Source organism: Frankia gtarii (assembly GCF_025403375.1).
Taxonomy (GTDB): Bacteria; Actinomycetota; Actinomycetes; order Frankiales; family Frankiaceae; genus Frankia; species Frankia gtarii.
On the sequence record NZ_JAMPTM010000025.1, the window covers coordinates 1 to 16,523 of the forward strand.

General features: G+C 71.1%; 12 protein-coding genes and 2 tRNA genes. 12 read left to right on the forward strand and 2 right to left on the reverse strand.

Features of this window, described 5'->3' with window-relative positions:
* Positions 1 to 553: 553 nt before the first annotated feature.
* On the forward strand, positions 554 to 997 hold the full coding sequence (locus NBZ83_RS06500; RefSeq protein ID WP_261567588.1) for a peptidylprolyl isomerase: 444 nt from the start codon (positions 554 to 556) through the stop codon (positions 995 to 997).
* Positions 998 to 2,136: 1,139 nt separating this feature from the next.
* On the opposite strand, the gene NBZ83_RS06505 is transcribed toward NBZ83_RS06500, so the two are convergent.
* Positions 2,137 to 2,207 (reverse strand) — tRNA-Gly (locus tag NBZ83_RS06505).
* Positions 2,208 to 2,253: 46 nt separating this feature from the next.
* Between NBZ83_RS06505 and NBZ83_RS06510 the strand changes: the two genes are divergently transcribed.
* The 5 genes from NBZ83_RS06510 (at position 2,254) to clpX (ending at position 7,243) form a co-directional block, all read left to right on the forward strand.
* Positions 2,254 to 2,326: transfer RNA gene (locus tag NBZ83_RS06510), tRNA-Pro, on the forward strand.
* 55 nt (positions 2,327 to 2,381) lie between these two features.
* A complete protein-coding gene (gene tig / locus NBZ83_RS06515; protein ID WP_261574535.1) occupies positions 2,382 to 3,875 on the forward strand; it encodes a trigger factor in 1,494 nt (497 codons plus the stop codon).
* A 263-nt stretch (positions 3,876 to 4,138) separates the two neighbouring features.
* Positions 4,139 to 4,780 (forward strand): ATP-dependent Clp protease proteolytic subunit, encoded by a 642-nt coding sequence (locus NBZ83_RS06520; RefSeq protein ID WP_308203329.1) that lies wholly within the window; start codon positions 4,139 to 4,141, stop codon positions 4,778 to 4,780.
* Positions 4,781 to 4,864: 84 nt separating this feature from the next.
* The gene (locus NBZ83_RS06525) at positions 4,865 to 5,518 is read left to right on the forward strand and encodes an ATP-dependent Clp protease proteolytic subunit (RefSeq protein WP_261567613.1); all 654 of its coding nucleotides are present in this window, start codon (positions 4,865 to 4,867) and stop codon (positions 5,516 to 5,518) included.
* 426 nt (positions 5,519 to 5,944) lie between these two features.
* A complete protein-coding gene (clpX, locus tag NBZ83_RS06530; protein ID WP_261567590.1) occupies positions 5,945 to 7,243 on the forward strand; it encodes an ATP-dependent Clp protease ATP-binding subunit ClpX in 1,299 nt (432 codons plus the stop codon).
* A gap of 76 nt (positions 7,244 to 7,319) precedes the next feature.
* Here clpX and NBZ83_RS06535 read toward each other — a convergent pair whose 3' ends face one another.
* Positions 7,320 to 8,612, reverse strand: a complete 1,293-nt coding sequence (locus NBZ83_RS06535; protein ID WP_261567591.1) for a bifunctional folylpolyglutamate synthase/dihydrofolate synthase — start codon at positions 8,610 to 8,612, stop codon at positions 7,320 to 7,322.
* 164 nt (positions 8,613 to 8,776) lie between these two features.
* Between NBZ83_RS06535 and NBZ83_RS06540 the strand changes: the two genes are divergently transcribed.
* The 6 genes from NBZ83_RS06540 (at position 8,777) to mrdA (ending at position 16,450) form a co-directional block, all read left to right on the forward strand.
* Positions 8,777 to 10,216, forward strand: a complete 1,440-nt coding sequence (locus tag NBZ83_RS06540) for a folylpolyglutamate synthase/dihydrofolate synthase family protein (protein WP_261567592.1) — start codon at positions 8,777 to 8,779, stop codon at positions 10,214 to 10,216.
* A gap of 103 nt (positions 10,217 to 10,319) precedes the next feature.
* A complete protein-coding gene (gene ndk / locus NBZ83_RS06545) occupies positions 10,320 to 10,733 on the forward strand; it encodes a nucleoside-diphosphate kinase (RefSeq protein ID WP_136447282.1) in 414 nt (137 codons plus the stop codon).
* 606 nt (positions 10,734 to 11,339) lie between these two features.
* A complete protein-coding gene (locus tag NBZ83_RS06550) occupies positions 11,340 to 12,371 on the forward strand; it encodes a rod shape-determining protein (protein ID WP_261567593.1) in 1,032 nt (343 codons plus the stop codon).
* Between the two features lie 180 nt (positions 12,372 to 12,551).
* Positions 12,552 to 13,529, forward strand: coding sequence for a rod shape-determining protein MreC (mreC, locus tag NBZ83_RS06555; protein WP_261574536.1), 978 nt, complete (start codon positions 12,552 to 12,554; stop codon positions 13,527 to 13,529).
* 6 nt (positions 13,530 to 13,535) lie between these two features.
* Positions 13,536 to 14,099 carry a rod shape-determining protein MreD gene (mreD, locus tag NBZ83_RS06560; protein ID WP_261574537.1) on the forward strand — a complete coding sequence of 188 codons (564 nt, stop codon included), beginning with the start codon at positions 13,536 to 13,538 and terminating at the stop codon, positions 14,097 to 14,099.
* Positions 14,096 to 16,450 (forward strand): penicillin-binding protein 2, encoded by a 2,355-nt coding sequence (mrdA, locus tag NBZ83_RS06565; RefSeq protein WP_261574538.1) that lies wholly within the window; start codon positions 14,096 to 14,098, stop codon positions 16,448 to 16,450. Before mreD ends, mrdA begins: the two co-directional genes overlap by 4 nt.
* Positions 16,451 to 16,523 lie beyond the last annotated feature (73 nt).

Genomic DNA, 16,523 nt, shown 5'->3' on the forward strand with positions numbered 1-16,523 from the left:
CGCCGGGGCGGTCCGACCACCTGAGCAGGCGCCGACCAGACAGGTCGCGGCCAGGAGCAGGAGACCGGCCGGCCCGGCGACGCGGCGGCGAGGCGGCCGGCGAAGGCCTGGCGCCGGCGGGCGGCTTGTGTCGGTGCTGCGCATCCAGACCCCCTCGGCCATCCGGTGATTACTTTACGTAGCCAGAGGGGTGGGTGCACCTGCACGGGCCGGGATGCCGCGCACCGGCCGCCGACCGTCGTCGGTGAGACCGGGCAGGCCGGCCGATTCCCGGCGGATCGCCGCGTCGCCCTCCGGTGCGCGCACCGCCGGACGCGGCAATGCGCCGCGGGGCCGACCCGTAGAAATCGCTTCCGATCATTCTACGGTTATTCTCCGGTTATCTGTGGAGAGCATGCGAGAACGCGGTATGAAACGTGAATAAAACCCAGGGTGAGCGGCAGGATTTGCGGTCCGCGACAGGCCGGATACGCTTTCCAGCGACCTTGGTTTGTTGCTTTTCCGAGAACCGTAGGGGAGAACTGTGCGGAGATCAATGAGGACCCGGGCGGCAGTGGTCGCGTTGTCGAGCATGGCGACCATTTTCGTCGCGCTGGGGCCAGCGGCTTCGAGCGCCTGGGCGTCCGACGGCGGGGACACGGTCAAGCAGGCCCAGAAATGGGGCGGCGACGACTGGGGCAAGGACGACTGGCGCAAGGACGACTGGCGCAAGGACGACTGGGGCAAGGACGACTGGCGTAAGGACGACTGGCGTAAGGATGACAAGCGCAAGGACGACTGGGGCAAGGACGACTGGCGTAAGGATGACAAGCACAAGGACGACTGGGGCAAGGACGACTGGCGTAAGGATGACAAGCACAAGGACGACTGGCGTAAGGATGACTGGGGCAAGGACGACTGGCGGAAGGACGGCAAGCACAAGGACGACTGGTTCGACGACGACTGGTTCGGTGACAAGCGCAAGGACAGGTGGAAGGACGATGGCTGGAACTGGTGACTGAGCCATTGCACCGGTTGCTCCGGTCGGCGGCTCAGCCCATCGTGCTGACGGTGGGCTGACCGCACCCTGGCGATCTGCCGGCGATGGTGCCGGTCGTCGGTGTTGACGGCCGGCACCATCGCGACGGTGTCCGGGGCACGCCCTCGGCCTGGGCTCGCGGCTGCGGCAAGGTGTCCGTGAATTCGGGCGCAGTGGCGCGGGATTCGGTGCACCTCACCGGCGGCGGCATCCTTCCCATCTCTCTGCGATCAGTCGTGCGCGGAATCGTGCCGAGGCTTGGTTGCGGTTTTCGGCTATGGAACCGTACGTAAGCCTCGGCGCGATCTGATCGCATTCTGGCCGGGAACCGGGCTGGTAGACGGGTGGCCGTGCGGTGCCGGCTGGCCTGGTCAACCCCGGGCTTTCACGCCGATGATCGTCTGTCGGGGTGCCGCCGCGACCGCACCACCCGTCTTGCACCTGGCCGCGCACCATCCCTGGACCGTCTTGGACCCTGCCCGCCGCCCAGGAAGTCACCCGTTGCGCGCTGCCCGTTCCCGGACAGCCTCCGGGACACGGACCTCCACCCCGGCCAACCAGGACAGACGACCACCCGGGACATGGGCCGGGCGCCCATCCCGCGCAACGGCGGGCTCGTCCGCCACGGCCACACCCGGACCGAGCGGCAAAACCCAACATCGACAAGGGCGGTAGGGCAACCCACGATCACAGCCGGCCACGATACGAAAGATCCGGGCCATGCGACCGATCGTGCGGCGGTGGATGCGTGGGAGAACGCCTACATGGTTCTCCCACAGGGCGCAGCGTCCGATTTATCCTGCACCACCGCGATGAGCTCGGCGTCCGTGAAGTCGGTGAGCTCCGGCCACGCGACATGCCGGCGGGCATGCCATCTGGGCATGTCGACGCGCGCGGGCCGACCCGGTCGCGACGCCGGCTCCGGCCGGGGATGCCGGCATGGTCCGGCGTCGGTCTGATGGGGGTGCGGGTGGACCGCCCCGCACGCGGGCGCCCGTGTGCGGGTGATTTGTGCCCGTGTGCGGGTGATTTTTCGAGGCCCGTCGCATCGGCCCCAAGCCAACGAGGGCCACCGGGCCGCGGCGGCGTCGAGGGCTGCCGGGCTGGACGGCATAGAGAGCGGGTGACCGGGATCGAACCGGCATGGCCAGCTTGGAAGGCTGGGGCTCTGCCATTGAGCTACACCCGCGGGTGATCGAGGCGAGCTTACCCCGTAGGATGAGCAGGCAACGCCTCGGGGCGTAGCGTAGTGGCTAGCGCGCCTGCTTTGGGTGCAGGAGATCGGGAGTTCGAGTCTCCCCGCCCCGACCGATAGCCTCGGCGTGTCACCCCGTCCAACGTCGTACCAGGAGACCGCCGCGCCGTGAAGGCCACCAAGGAGACCCTCAGCCCGACCCGGGTCAAGCTCACCGTCGAGGTGCCCTTCGACGAGCTCAAGCCCTCGCTCGATGCCACCTACCGCAAGCTCGCTCGCCAGGTCCGCGTCTCCGGCTTCCGGCCGGGCAAGGTCCCGCCGCGGATCCTCGACCAGCGCCTTGGTCGCGGCGTGATCCTGGACGAGGCGGTCCAGGAGGCGCTGCCGCAGCTCTACTCCGAGGCTGTGCAGGCCGAGGAGGTCGACGTGCTGTCGCGCCCCGAGGTGGACATCACCGAGTTCGCCGACGGCGGCCAGCTCGTGTTCACCGCCGAGGTGGACGTCCGTCCCGAGGTGGTGCTGCCAGAGTTCTCCGATCTGCAGGTCACGGTGGACGCCGTCGAGGTCACCGACGAGCAGGTCGAGGAGCAGCTCGGCGCGCTGCGGGATCGGTTCGCGCAGCTCCAGCCGGTCGAGCGGGCGGTGCAGACGGGCGACTTCGTCTCGCTCGACCTGTCCGCGCAGGCCGACGGCAAGCCGATCGAGGGCGCCGAGGCCACCGGGCTGTCCTATGAGGTCGGCAGCGGCAACCTCATCGAGGGCCTGGACGATGCGATCGTCGGGGCCGCCGACGGCGAGTCCCGCACGTTCACCACGGCGCTGCTGGCCGGCGAGCAGGCCGGTGAGCAGGCCGAGGTGACCGCGACGGTGCGCGGGGTCAAGGAGAAGGAGCTCCCCGCCCTCGACGACGACTTCGCGACCACGTCCAGCGAGTTCGACACGCTGGACGAGCTGCGCGCCGACGTGCGCAGCCGGCTGGAGCAGTCGCGGCGCACCGAGCAGGTCGGGCAGGCCCGGGAGAAGCTGCTGGAGAGCCTGCTGGAGCGGGTCGAGGTGCCCGTCCCGGCCTCCCTGCTCGAGGGCGAGATCGAGGCCCGGGAGCACCGGCTGTCCCACGAGCTGGAGAACATCGGCACCGACCGGGCGACCTACCTGGAGACGCTTGGCCAGTCCGCCGAGGAGTTCGACGCCGAGGTCCGCGAGACGGCGGGCAAGGCGATCCGTTCCCAGTTCATCCTGGACGCGGTCATCGACGCCGAGTCGATCGGCATCGACCAGGGTGAGCTCATGGAGCAGGTGATCATGCGGGCCCAGCGTTCGGGTCTGCAGCCCGACGTCTACGCCCAGCAGCTCGCCCAGGGCGAGGGGCTGCAGGCGCTGATGGCCGACGTTCTGCGGACCAAGGCGCTGTTCCTGCTGCTGGAGAACGCCAAGGTCGTCGACGGGGAGGGCACCCCGGTGGAGCTGGTGCTCCCGGCCCGTCCGGCTCCGGATGACGACGAGGCCGACGACGACCACGCCGGTCACGACCACGCCGGTCACGACCACGGCGACCATGATCACGAGGGTGGCGCCGAGGACGACGACGCCGAGGACGAGGTTGCGGCGGAGCCGGCCCAGGCAGCGACCGCGGCGAGCGAAGGCGTGGACCGCGACATCTGACCTCGCGGCAGGCGGTGGCGCGGCTCGCGCCGTGCGGTCTGTCAGCCCGCCAGACGGCCCCCGGACTCGCTCCGGGGGCCGTCTGGCGTTGTGGCGCGCCGTCGTCGGGGGGCCGGCGCAGCGGCGTCGCGAGGGCGTCCGGACTGGCCGGTCCTCACGCCCAGCGCGAACATCGAGCCTGAAGGGCGAGAACTTGCGCGCGTCACAGATAGTGTCGAGCCGGTCAATCAGCCGCCCCATGTGAGGAAGCCGAGGAGCTGACCGTGAGTAACCTCGCAGTTCCGCGCCTGCCAGTTCCGGGTCCGGAGTTCCGTTCGCCCGGCCAGGGTGGACCCGCCTTCGACGACCAGGTGTTCAACCGCCTGCTGGCCAACCGGATCGTCTTCCTCGGATCGGTGGTCGAGGATTCGATCGCCAACGCGCTGTGCGCGCAGCTGCTGCTGCTCAACGCGGAGGACCCGACCCGGGACATCTTCCTCTACATCAACTCGCCGGGTGGGTCCGTGAGCGCCGGCATGGCGATCTACGACACCATGCAGTTCGTCGAGAACGATGTCGCGACCGTGTCGCTCGGCCTCGCCGCGTCGATGGGTCAGTTCCTGCTCTGCGCCGGTGCGCCGGGTAAGCGCTACTCGTTGCCGCACGCCCGGATCATGATGCACCAGCCGTCGGGCGGGATCGGAGGCACCGCCTCCGACATCGCCATTCAGGCGGAGCAGATGCTTTACACCAAGCGGATGATGCAGGAGCGCATCGCGTTCCACACCGGGCAGCCGATCGAGCAGATCGAGCGTGACTCCGACCGGGACCGGTGGTTCACCGCCGACGAGGCCAAGGACTACGGGTTCGTCGATCACGTGGTCCAGCAGGCCCGCCAGGTTCCCAGCGAGGGGCCGGTGAGCTGAGCGGGCAGCCCGCTCACCGGACCGAACCGTCGTCATCCGTTCCCGGAGGCAGCCATCATGTTCCACGAGACGCTCTACCAGCAGATGAGGTCTGAGCAGGGCGGCCAGGCCGCCGCCCAGCCGCAGGGCCGCTACGTCCTACCGAACATCATCGAGAAGACCTCCCGCGGCGAGTACGGCATGGACCCGTACTCGAAGCTGCTCAAGGAGCGGATCGTCTTCCTCGGCGTTCAGATCGACGATGTGTCGGCGAACGACGTGATGGCGCAGCTGCTGTTCCTGGAGTCGGAGGATCCGGACCGGGACATCTCGATCTACATCAACTCGCCGGGTGGGTCGTTCACGTCGTTGACGGCGATCTACGACACGATGCAGTTCGTGCGGCCGGACATCTCGACGATCTGCATGGGTCAGGCGGCGTCGGCGGCGGCGGTGCTGCTGGCGGCGGGGACCCCGGGCAAGCGCTTCGCGCTGGAGAACAGCCGGATCCTGATCCACCAGCCGTCGGCGTCGGGGGAGGGCCAGTCCAGCGACATCGAGATCCAGGCCCGCGAGATCCTGCGGATGCGGTCGCTGCTGGAGCGGATGCTTGCCACTCACACCGGCAAGAAGGAGGAGGACATCCGCAAGGACATCGAGCGGGACAAGATCTTCAGCGCCGACGAGGCCAAGGAGTACGGCCTGATCGACGAGGTCATCAAGACCCGCAAGTCCTCGCGGCTCGCCACCACACGCTAGCGACGAGTCGCGGGCGCGTGACCGGATCGCGAGCGCTCATCGGATGCCCGGAGCACGGCGGGGCACCGGTCGGGCGGCACGCGCACCCCGCGGCCGACGCCTCGCGTGGCACGACGCCACGCGAGGCCGGCCCGTGGCGCGGGGTGATCGGCGGCCGGTTCGCGCGGCGCGCCGACAGGTCGAATGCGGTCAGCTCCTCGATGTCCGTGACGCGTTGGCCTTATGGGACCGCGCGGACGCGCGAGGACGGCCATGGTGACCGTAGGCTGACTGGTATGAGCCGAGCGATAGGGCACTCACTGGGCCGCTTGGCGGGGTACCGTCCCCACGGGGATGGTTGCAGGCAGACACGCGACGACCGGGCGGTGTCAACCGCCCCTGACACGCAGGCGACACCATCGTCTGGACGAAGGGACTGAGTCCTCGGTGGCACGCATCGGTGATGGCGGTGACCTGCTCAAGTGCTCGTTCTGCGGTAAGTCGCAGAAGCAGGTGAAAAAGCTCATCGCCGGCCCTGGCGTCTACATCTGTGACGAGTGCATCGATCTGTGTAACGAGATCATCGAGGAGGAGCTCTCCGAGTCCTCCGAGCTGAAGTGGGACGAGCTCCCCAAGCCGCGGGAGATCTACGAGTTCCTCGACAGCTACGTGGTGGGGCAGGAGGCGGCGAAGAAGACCCTCTCCGTCGCGGTCTACAACCACTACAAGCGGGTGCAGGCCGGCGGTTCGGGCGGGGGCGGCGGCGCCGAGGCCAACAAGGGCGAGGTGGAGCTCGCGAAGAGCAACATCCTGCTGCTCGGCCCGACCGGGTGTGGCAAGACGCTGCTGGCCCAGACGCTGGCCCGGATGCTCAACGTCCCGTTTGCCATCGCCGACGCGACCGCGCTGACCGAGGCGGGCTACGTCGGCGAGGACGTCGAGAACATTCTGCTCAAGCTGATCCAGGCTGCCGACTATGACGTCAAAAAGGCCGAGACCGGGATTATCTATATCGACGAGGTCGACAAGATCGCCCGTAAGTCGGAGAATCCCAGCATCACTCGAGACGTGTCCGGCGAGGGTGTCCAGCAGGCCCTGCTGAAGATCCTGGAAGGCACTACCGCCAGCGTGCCGCCGCAGGGCGGTCGCAAGCACCCGCACCAGGAGTTCATTCAGATCGACACGACGAACGTCCTGTTCATCGTGGGTGGGGCCTTCGCCGGGCTGGACCGGATCATCGAGTCGCGGATCGGCAAGAAGTCGCTGGGTTTCCGCGCCGTGCTGCACGGCAAGGACGACCCGGACGCCTCCGACGTCTTCGGCGACATCATGCCCGAGGACCTGCTCAAATACGGCATGATTCCGGAGTTCATCGGCCGGCTGCCGGTCATCACCAGCGTGTCCAACCTGGACCGCGAGGCGCTGATCCGGATCCTGACCGAGCCGAAGAACGCCCTGGTCCGGCAGTACAAGCGGCTGTTCGAACTGGACAGCGTCGATCTCGACTTCACCTCCGACGCGCTGGAGGCGATCGCCGACCAGGCGATCCTGCGCGGCACCGGCGCCCGCGGCCTGCGGGCGATCATGGAAGAGGTGCTGCTGTCGGTGATGTACGACATCCCGAGCCGTAAGGACGTCGCCCGGGTCGTCGTCACCCGCGAGGTCGTCCTGGAGCACGTCAACCCCACGCTGGTGCCCCGGGACGTCGCCTCGAAGCGGGCGCCCCGCCAGGAGAAGTCGGCCTGAGGCCGCAGCCGGGCCGGGCCGGGCCGGGGGCGAGAGCTCCCGCCCCGGCCCGCCCCGGCTCCGGATCGGCGGGCGACTACGCGCCCAGCGCCCGCCGCGCCTCGGTGAGGTGGTAGAAGGACCCGGTCACCAGGATCGCGCCGGTCGTCCCCGCCCGCCGCCGGGCGAGTCGCACCGCGGCCGCGACCTCGGGAGCGCTCTCGGCGGGGATCGCCCACCGCCGCGCCGCCTCGGTGACCTGCTCGGCCGGGATCGCCCGCGGGGACGCCGGCTCGCAGCAGATCAGCGAGTCGATCCGCTCGCCGCGCAGCTCTGCCAGAGTGGCGGCGAAGTCATGGCCGCGCAGCGCCCCGTAGACGACCGTCCAGCTCCGGCCGGGGAACTCCTCGGCGAGTGAACGGGTCAGCGCCGCCGCCGCCGCCGGATTGTGGGCACCGTCGAGCACGCGCAGCGGCGCCGTCCCGACGATCTCCAACCGGCCGGGCGCCCGCACCGAACCGAGCCCGGCCCGGACCGCCCCCTCGGGCAGCGGGCGGCCGAGGAACGCCTCCACCGACGCCAGCGCGCAGGCGGCGTTGGCCTCCTGGTAGGCGCCGTGCAGCGACAGCCCGACGTCGTCGTAACGGGCGGCGGGGGTGCGCAGGTCGCCGCGGCGACCGGCCGGGTCGGGGCGGCCGCCGACCATGGCGAAGTCCCGGCCCAGCCGCAGGACCCGGGCCGCCGGCGTCCGGGTGAAGACGTCGTCGAAGCGGGCGTCGACCTCGCCGAGCACGAGGTCGGCGCCGGGCTTGACGATGCCGGCCTTCTCTCGGGCCACCCCGGCCAGGCTCCCCGCGTAGTCCAGATGGTCGGCGCCGATGCCCGTGACGACGGCGACCCGGCCGTCGGCGATGTTCGTGGCGTCCCAGCGGCCGAGCAGCCCGACCTCGATGACCGCGGCGTCGACGGCCCGATCGGCGAACCAGTGGAACGCCGCGGCCGTCAGCAGCTCGAAGAAGGTCGGCCGGTCCGCCATCGGCGCGGCCGCGTCCACCGCCGCGCCGACGCAGCGGGCGAACTCGCCGTCGTCGATCGGCCGGCCGTCGACGACCAGCCGCTCGTTCGTCCGCTCCAGGTGCGGGCTGGTGTACTGGCCGACCCGCAGCCCCGCGGCGCCGAGCAGGGCCGAGGTGATCCGCGCCGTCGACGTCTTCCCGTTCGTGCCGGTCAGATGGATCACCGCGGCGCCGTGTTGCGGGTCGCCGAGCCGGTGGGCCAGCTCCCGCATCCGCTCCAGACTCGGCACCGGCGGGTCGGCCGTGATCGCCTGCTTCTCCAGGTCCACCGAGCTGGCCAGTGCGGCGCATGCCGCCTCGTAGGTCCACGTCACCTGCTGTTGCCGCCTCCTTCACCCGCGCTCGACAGTAGCGACCCATGCAAACCGGACTCCTCGGCCGGGCGGCCGGGCGGCTGGGCGGTGGTCAGGCGGGCAGGTCGGCGGGGCTTGCGCGGGCACCGGCGAACGCCGGTCGTCTGGACTCGTAGGATCGTGCCGTGACAGGCGCCTCGGCGAAGGCCGGCATGACCTCCGCGTCCGGCGATGCTGCCTGGGCGGGCCCTCCGCAGTTCGCGGCCGCGTACGCGCAGCGGGCCGCCGTCGCGGTCCTCCCAGGGCTGGCGCGGCTGCGCCGCCTGTTGGACCTGCTCGGCCAGCCGCAGCGGGCCTTCCCCAGCATCGTGGTGGCGGGTTCTGTCGGGAAGAGCTCCACCGTCGCCGCCATCACCGCGCTGCTTGACGCGTTCGGGATCCGTGCGGGCTCCCTGCGTTCGCCCGGCTGGCTCGGCAGCGCCCAGCGGGTGGGGCTGGCCGGCGCGGAGATCTCGTCCGAGGTGTTCGGCGCCGCCTACGACGACCTCGCGCCGTACCTGCCGCTGATCGAGTCCGACGGCCCGCTGAGCGCCTTCGAGCTGCTCACCGCGGTGGCCTTCGCCGCGTTCGCGGATGCCCCGGTCGATCTGGCGGTCGTCGAGTCGGGCTGGGACGGCTCCCCGGAGCTCGGTGACCTGGCCGACCTGCTCGACGCGCCGGTGGCCGCGATCACCCCGGTGATGGTCACCGGGGCGGACGGCGCCGCAGAGGTGAGCTCGTTCGACCCGGCCGACGCCGCCGTGCTCGCGGGGGACCCCGACGCCGCCGCGGCGGAGCTCGACCGGATCGTCGCGCGGACCGGCTCTGCCATCCGGGCGGACACGCTCGTCGTGCTCGCCCAGCAGGCCCTGCCGGCCGCGCAGGCGCTGCTGCGGCGGGCCGCCGGCACCGGCGCGACGGTGGCCCGCGAGGGCATGGAGTTCGGTGTGGTCGGGCGCCGCGTCGCCGTCGGCGGGCAGATGATCACGCTGAAGGGTCTCGGTGGTACCTACGACGAACTCTTCCTTCCACTGCACGGCGCCCATCAGGCACACGACGCCGCCGTCGCGCTCGCCGCCGTCGAGGCGTTCCTCGGTGGCGGTCGCAGCGCCCTCGACATCGACCTCGTCCGGGTGGGCCTCGCCCAGGTGGATACGCGGGGCCGGCTGGAGGTCGTGCGCCGCTCGCCGACGATCGTGCTCGACGTCGCCCAGGACGCGGTGGCCGCAGCGGCGCTCGTGGCCGCGCTGGAGGAGGCGTTCACCTTCGAGGTGCTCGTCGGCGTGGTCGCCGTCGACGGCGACGAGGCGCTCGCCGCCGGGATTCTGGCCGCGCTCGAACCGGTTCTCGGCACGGTGGTCGTCACGACCGGGGCGACGGCGGCGGCGCTGGGCGTCGACGACCTCGCGGCCGTGGCGGCGGGCGTGTTCGGCGCCGACCGGGTCGAGGTCGCCGTCCGGCTCGACGACGCGGTCGACGACGCGGTCCGGCTCGCCGAGGAGGACGCCGACCTGGGCGGAGCCGGGGTGCTGGTGACTGGTTCGGCCCCCGTTGTGGGTCGGGCGCGGGCGTTGCTGCGGCCCTGAGGTGGCCCGGTTCGGCCATGGTGATGGCACGGGCACCCTGTAAGTTGACGAGGGGCCCGCGGGCCCGTCGGGACGACGATGTCAATGATCGAAAAGGAGTACCGTGTCCGCCGAGCGCACCCTCATCCTGGTCAAGCCCGATGGCGTCAGCCGTGGCCTCGTCGGTGAGGTGGTCGGCCGGCTGGAGCGCAAGGGGCTCACCCTGGTGGCCCTCGAGCTGCGCACGCTGGAGCGCTCCGTCGCCGAGACGCACTACGGCGAGCACGCCAGCAAGCCCTTCTTCGGTGAGCTGGTCGAGTTCATCACCTCCGGCCCGCTCGTCGCTCTGGTCGCCGAGGGGCCGCGGGCCGTCGAGGCCTCGCGTGGGCTGATCGGCGCCACCGACCCGGTGAAGGCCGCCCCCGGCTCGCTGCGCGGCGACTACGCGCTGGAGATCGGCCAGAACCTCGTGCACGGCTCGGACTCGCCGGAGTCCGCCAAGCGCGAAATCGACCTGTTCTTCCCCGGCCTGAGCTGAGCCGCGCGGCTCGTGGCGTCCTCGCTCGAGCTCTCGGGCTCGGGCGTGGACGGTCGGGCACGCGTCCTCGCGGGCACGGATGTGTGGTCGTGGCGTGATCCCGGGTGGATCGGACCACACCGTGCACTCACCGGTTCCGGGTGAGTTCGCGGATGCGCCGGGGCCACCGAAGGCTCTTGTCCGCGGTGCCGCGAACCGGTTTTTGCTGATCACGGCCGGCTATTTCGTGCCCGCGTCGAGCCCCTCGTCGACCGTCGTGGCCTCGCTGAAGCCCGTTGAGTGCCTGGACTGTGACCCGTTGATGCCTGCTGGGTCGATCTGACCCAGGGGTGACACGGGCCGCCCCTCGACCGGCCGGGGCGGCGGGGCACTGCCCGGCGGTCTACCCTTCAAGTACTTGCCTGGAGCGTGTCCGGCGGGTCGCGGTAACCGACTGTGACGGTTGGTTTCCGCGGTCGTTTCCGCGCGGGATGCTCCGGGTCGTCCTGCCCGATCTACGAACCCTGTACGTGTTCCACGCGCTTCTCCGGCTCCCTGGCTGGCCGTGCCGTCGGCCGCGCCGGAGGCGGCCAGGACCGCATCCCCCGGGAAGGTCGGTACCCGACGATGTCCAGTTCGCTGTCGTTCCTCGGTCGTGACATGGCCGTCGATCTCGGTACCGCCAACACCCTGGTGTACGTGCGGGGCCGCGGGATCGTCCTCAACGAGCCGAGCGTGGTCGCCATCAACACCACCACCTCGGGCATCCTCGCCGTCGGCACGGACGCCAAGCGGATGATCGGCCGGACCCCCGGGAACGTGGTGGCCGTGCGCCCGTTGAAGGACGGCGTCATCGCCGACTTCGAGACGACCGAGCGGATGCTGCGGTACTTCATCCAGAAGGTGCACCGGCGCCGCCACTTCGCCAAGCCGCGGCTGGTCGTCTGCGTGCCGTCGGGGATCACCGGGGTGGAGCAGCGGGCCGTCAAGGACGCCGGCTACCAGGCCGGTGCCCGCAAGGTGTACATCATCGAGGAGCCGATGGCCGCCGCGATCGGGGCCGGCCTGCCGGTGCACGAGCCGACCGGCAACATGGTCGTCGACATCGGCGGCGGGACCACCGAGGTCGCCGTGATCTCGCTGGGAGGCATCGTCACCAGCCAGTCGATCCGCACCGCCGGCGACGAGCTGGACGTCGCGATCATCTCCTACGTGAAGAAGGAGTACTCGCTGATGCTCGGCGAGCGCACCGCCGAGGAGATCAAGATGGCGATCGGCTCGGCGCACAAGGTGCCCGACGAGCCCAGCGCCGAGATCCGCGGGCGCGACCTCATCACCGGCCTGCCCAAGACGATCGTCGTGACCGCGGAGGAGATCCGCAAGGCGATCGAGGAGCCGGTCAACGCCGTGATCGACGCGGTGAAGGTGACGCTGGACCGCTGCCCGCCGGAGCTGTCCGGCGACATCATGGACCGCGGCATCGTCCTGACCGGCGGCGGTGCGCTGCTGCGCGGGCTCGACGAGCGGCTGCGGCACGAGACCGGCATGCCAATCCACATCGCCGAGAATCCGCTGCACTCGGTGGCGATGGGGTCGGGCAAGTGCGTCGAGGAGTTCGAGGCGCTTCAGCAGGTACTCATCTCGGAGCCGCGGCGGTAGCGGGCCGCGGTAGCAACCCCGGCGCGCCCGCTCTCGGGCGCCGTCCGGGCCATCCCCGCTGCTGGGGAATTTTGTGTCAGATCCGGGAACGTCGCGGCGATGTGGATCGTCCGACGTCAGCGACGGACCGCGCTCGGCGGCCGGCTGCGGCCGGCGTCATTGGCGTCATCGGAGGCTGCTGTGGGGCGTGACACGAGGCGATCCCGCCTGGTGATCGTAGCCCTGCTCATCGCCGCCTTCACCTTGATCACCCTGGACTACAAGACCGGCCGCTCCGCCAGCGGAGCCCGGGGCGTCGTGCACTCGGCCCTTGGTGGCGTCGAGAACGGCGTGAGCGCGGTGACCCGGCCGATCGGCCGGACCGTCTCGTCGTTGGCCCACCCGAACCGTTACCACGACCGCGCCGACCGGCTGGCCCAGGACAACGCCGGGCTGCGTCGCCAGCTCGCCGACAACGCCGAGATCGGCCGGATGTCCAAGCAGCTCGGCGACCTGAGGCTGCTCGCGGACAAGGGCCAGTACTCCGTCGTCCCGGCCAAGGTGATCGCGGTCGGCGACGTGACCGGCACGGACTGGACCGTCACCATCAATGCCGGCCGGGACGACGGCGTCGACGTCGACAAGACCGTCCTCAATGCCGACGGGCTCGTCGGCACGGTCTCCTCGGCCACGGCGCACACCGCCGTCGTCCGCCTCGCCTGCGATCCGAACAGTCGGGTCGGTGCCCGGCTGGAGCGCACCCAGCTGCTCGGCGCCGTGGCCGGAGGGCAGGGGCCGAGCACGTTGACCTTCACTCTGTACGACGCCTCCTTTCGGGTGCAGAAGGGTGACCGGTTGGTGACCTTCGGCAGCATGGACTACGTCGCCGGCGTGCCGATCGGCGTCATCACCAAGGTCACCGACGTCGGCGGGCTGTCCCGGACGGCGGAGGTCAAGCCGTACGTGTCGGTCGGCACGCTCGACCTCGTCGGCGTGGTCGTCGGCCGGCCGGCGACCGACCCGGGTGACCGTCTGCTGGCCCCGCAGCCGGTGCCGACCCAGCCTGCGCAGACCCAGCCGATCCAGCCGGCGCCGACCTCGCCGGCTACCCAGACGCCCGGCACTGGCACCGGCACGTCCCCCGGCCCGGCCCGCCCCGGCCAGGGTGGGACGGGCTGAGCCGGTATGTGGGACATCGCCGACTCGTCGGACACCGTGCGCGTCCGCACCTTCGTCGCCGCGACCGCGCTGCTGATGGTCGCTTTCATCGGGCAGGTCTCGATCGTCGCCCGGCTGGGCCTTCCCGGCGGCCGGCTGGATCTCGTGCTCGTCCTGCTGGCGACGATCTCCCTGATCGAAGGTCCGCTGGTCGGGGCGGTCAGTGGGTTTGTGGTCGGGGTGTTGGCCGATCTGGCGTCAAGTCATGTTCTCGGGCAGTCTGCTCTCGTTATGTGTCTGATCGGCTACGCTGTTGGTCTGGTGATGGATGCGGCGGATCGGTCGGTGGTGGTGCCCCTCGCGGCGATCGGCGGGGCCAGCGTGGCGGGCACCCTGGGATACGCGGCGACGACCTCGATCTTCGGTGCGGCGGCGCTGACCGGCGGTGAGGCCGTCGTCCGCGCCCTGGTCGCCGGGGTCTACGCGGTGCTGCTCGCCCCGTTCGTGTTCCCGTTGCTGACCGCCGGCTCCCGGCGGTTGTCCGGCCGCCCCCGGCAGTCGTCCGGCCGCCTCCGGCGGGGCGCGAGGTGAACGATCGGATGCGGATCCGCGTCCTGCTGCTGCGTGTGCTGGTGCTGTCGTTGCTCGCGACCCTGGGTGCGCGGCTGTGGGTGTTGCAGGTCCTCGACGGTGACCACTACCGCCGGGTCGCCGAGACGAACCGGGTGCGCGAGGTGGTGACGCCCGCGACCCGCGGGATGATTCTCGACGATCGCGGTCAGCCCCTGGTCCGCAACCGCACCTCGCTGGTCATCTCGGTCAACCGGTCCGCGACGGACCGGCAGGACGACCAGGGCAGGGCGGTGCTCGCCCGGCTCGCCGGTGTGATCGGCACGCCGGCCGACGAGCTGACCCGGCGGATCAGGTTCTGCACCGCCACGGTGAAACCGCCGTGCTGGAACGGCTCGCCCTACCAGCCGGTCCCGGTCGCCAAGGACGTCAGCCCCCAGCAGGCGCTCGCCGTCATCGAGCATCCGGACCGCTTTCCGGGTGTGTCCGCGGACCTGCAGGCCGTACGTGAGTACCCGCACGGCTCCCTGGCCGCTCACGAGTTGGGTTATCTCGCCCCGGTCACCCAGGACCAGCTCGACAAGCAGGGCGACGAGAAGGGCTACCACCTCAACAGCCTGATCGGCGTCGCGGGTCTGGAGAACACCTACGACGACGAGCTGCGCGGCGCGGACGGGGTGGAGCGCCTGGAGGTGGACCGCTTCGGCCGGGTCGCCGGCACCGCGTCGACGACCGCGCCGGTCAGCGGCGATCATCTGGTGCTCAACCTCGATCTCGGCGTCCAGCAGGCCACCGAACAGGCGTTGCAGGACACGATCAACCAGCTCGGCGGCGGCAACCGGACCGCGTCGGCGGTCGTCCTCGACGTGCGCACCGGCGGCGTCGTCGCGATGGCCAGCCTGCCCTCGTACAACCCGTCGGTGTTCGTCGGTGGCGTCTCCGAGCAGGACTACCGGGCCCTGTCCGACCCCGCCAACGGCATCCCCCTGCTCTCGCGCGCCTACCAGGGCTCGGGCGCGGCCGGCTCGACCTTCAAGGTCATCTCCACCGCCGTCGCGATGCAGAACCTGGGCGCCAAGGGCGACCAGCACTTCGACTGCGCCCCGACGCTGCAGATCGGCGACCAGGTCTTCCACAACTTCGACGGCGAGTCGGCCGGGCCGATCACCCTGCACCAGGCGCTCGTCATCTCCTGCGACGTCATCTTCGACCAGTTCGCCTACGACTCGTGGCTCGCCGACGGCGGCCTGCGCAACGGCCGCGGGCCCTACGCGCCGCCGAAGGAGTACTTCGTCCGGATGGCCGAGGCCATGGGCTTCGGCAAGGCCACCGGCCTGGACCTGCCCGGGGAGGTCAAGGGGTCCGTCGTCGACCGCGCCGGCGCCCGGACGATCTGGGAGGAGCTGAAGGACTCCTACTGCCGGCGGGCGAAGAACGGCTACCCGGAGGAGTCCGACCCGGCCAAGGCGGAGCGGTTCCGCAAGTACGCCGCCGAGGCATGCGTGGACGGCTATCTCTACAACGCCGGCGCGGCCACCCAGTTCGCGATCGGCCAGGGCCAGTACCTGTCGCTGAGCCCGCTGCAGCTGGCCACCGCCTACGCCGCGATCGCCAACGGCGGCACGCTGTGGAAGCCCAGCCTGGCCAAGGCCGCGGTCGCCCCGGACGGCAGGGTGGTGCGGACCTTCCAGCCGCGCAAGGCCGGGACGCTGCCGGTCTCCCCGGAGAACCTCGCCTACATCCGCGCCGGCCTGCGCGGCGTCACCAGCGAGGCCGGAGGCACGGCGACCGGCGTCTTCGGGGACTGGCCGAGCAACATCGTCCCGATCGCGGCCAAGACCGGCACCGCCGAGGTTGAGGGCAAGGGCGACACCTCCTGGTTCGCCTCCTTCGCCCCGGCCGATGACCCGCGGTTCGCCGTCGTGGTGACGATCCCGGACTCCGGCACCGGCGCCGAGTACGCCGCCCCAGTCGCCAAGCGGATCTACCAGGCCATCTACGGCGTCGGCCAGCCGGCGGCGATGCCGGGCGGCAAGGCCCCGACCACCCTGCCGAAGATCAACCGGGATGGGACGATCGCGGCGACGTCCGCCTCGGACCCGTTCGCGTCGGTGGGGACCGTCGTGGCGACACCGGCGTCCGCCCCGGGGCCGGGGCCCGTCGCCGGACCGTCGGCCGGCGCTCCGCTCGCAGTGCTGCCCGCGCTGTCGACGACCGCCGACTCCGTCCGCGCCGGCCCCACCGTGACGATCGGTGCGACCCGCCCGGCCGCCCGGCACCCGCCGCCCGGGAGCGCGGGGAAGCCCGCCGCCGTCGGCGTCCTGACGTCGGCGGCGAGCCGAGCGCCGCCCGCGGGCCTCGCGCGTCCGTGACCTGCCCCGCCGGGCCACCCGGCGCGGCGCGGGGTGGGGTGTGGTCCCGGGCGCGCGTGGGCGACCGGGCGAT

What these genes read in the sequence shown, in the direction of transcription:
- NBZ83_RS06525 (WP_261567613.1), top strand. Translation starts at nt 4,865, where the DNA reads ATGAGGTCTGAGCAGGGCGGCCAGGCCGCCGCCCAGCCGCAGGGCCGC.
- NBZ83_RS06550 (WP_261567593.1), top strand. Translation starts at nt 11,340, where the DNA reads ATGTCCAGTTCGCTGTCGTTCCTCGGTCGTGACATGGCCGTCGATCTC.
- mreD (WP_261574537.1), top strand. Translation starts at nt 13,536, where the DNA reads ATGTGGGACATCGCCGACTCGTCGGACACCGTGCGCGTCCGCACCTTC.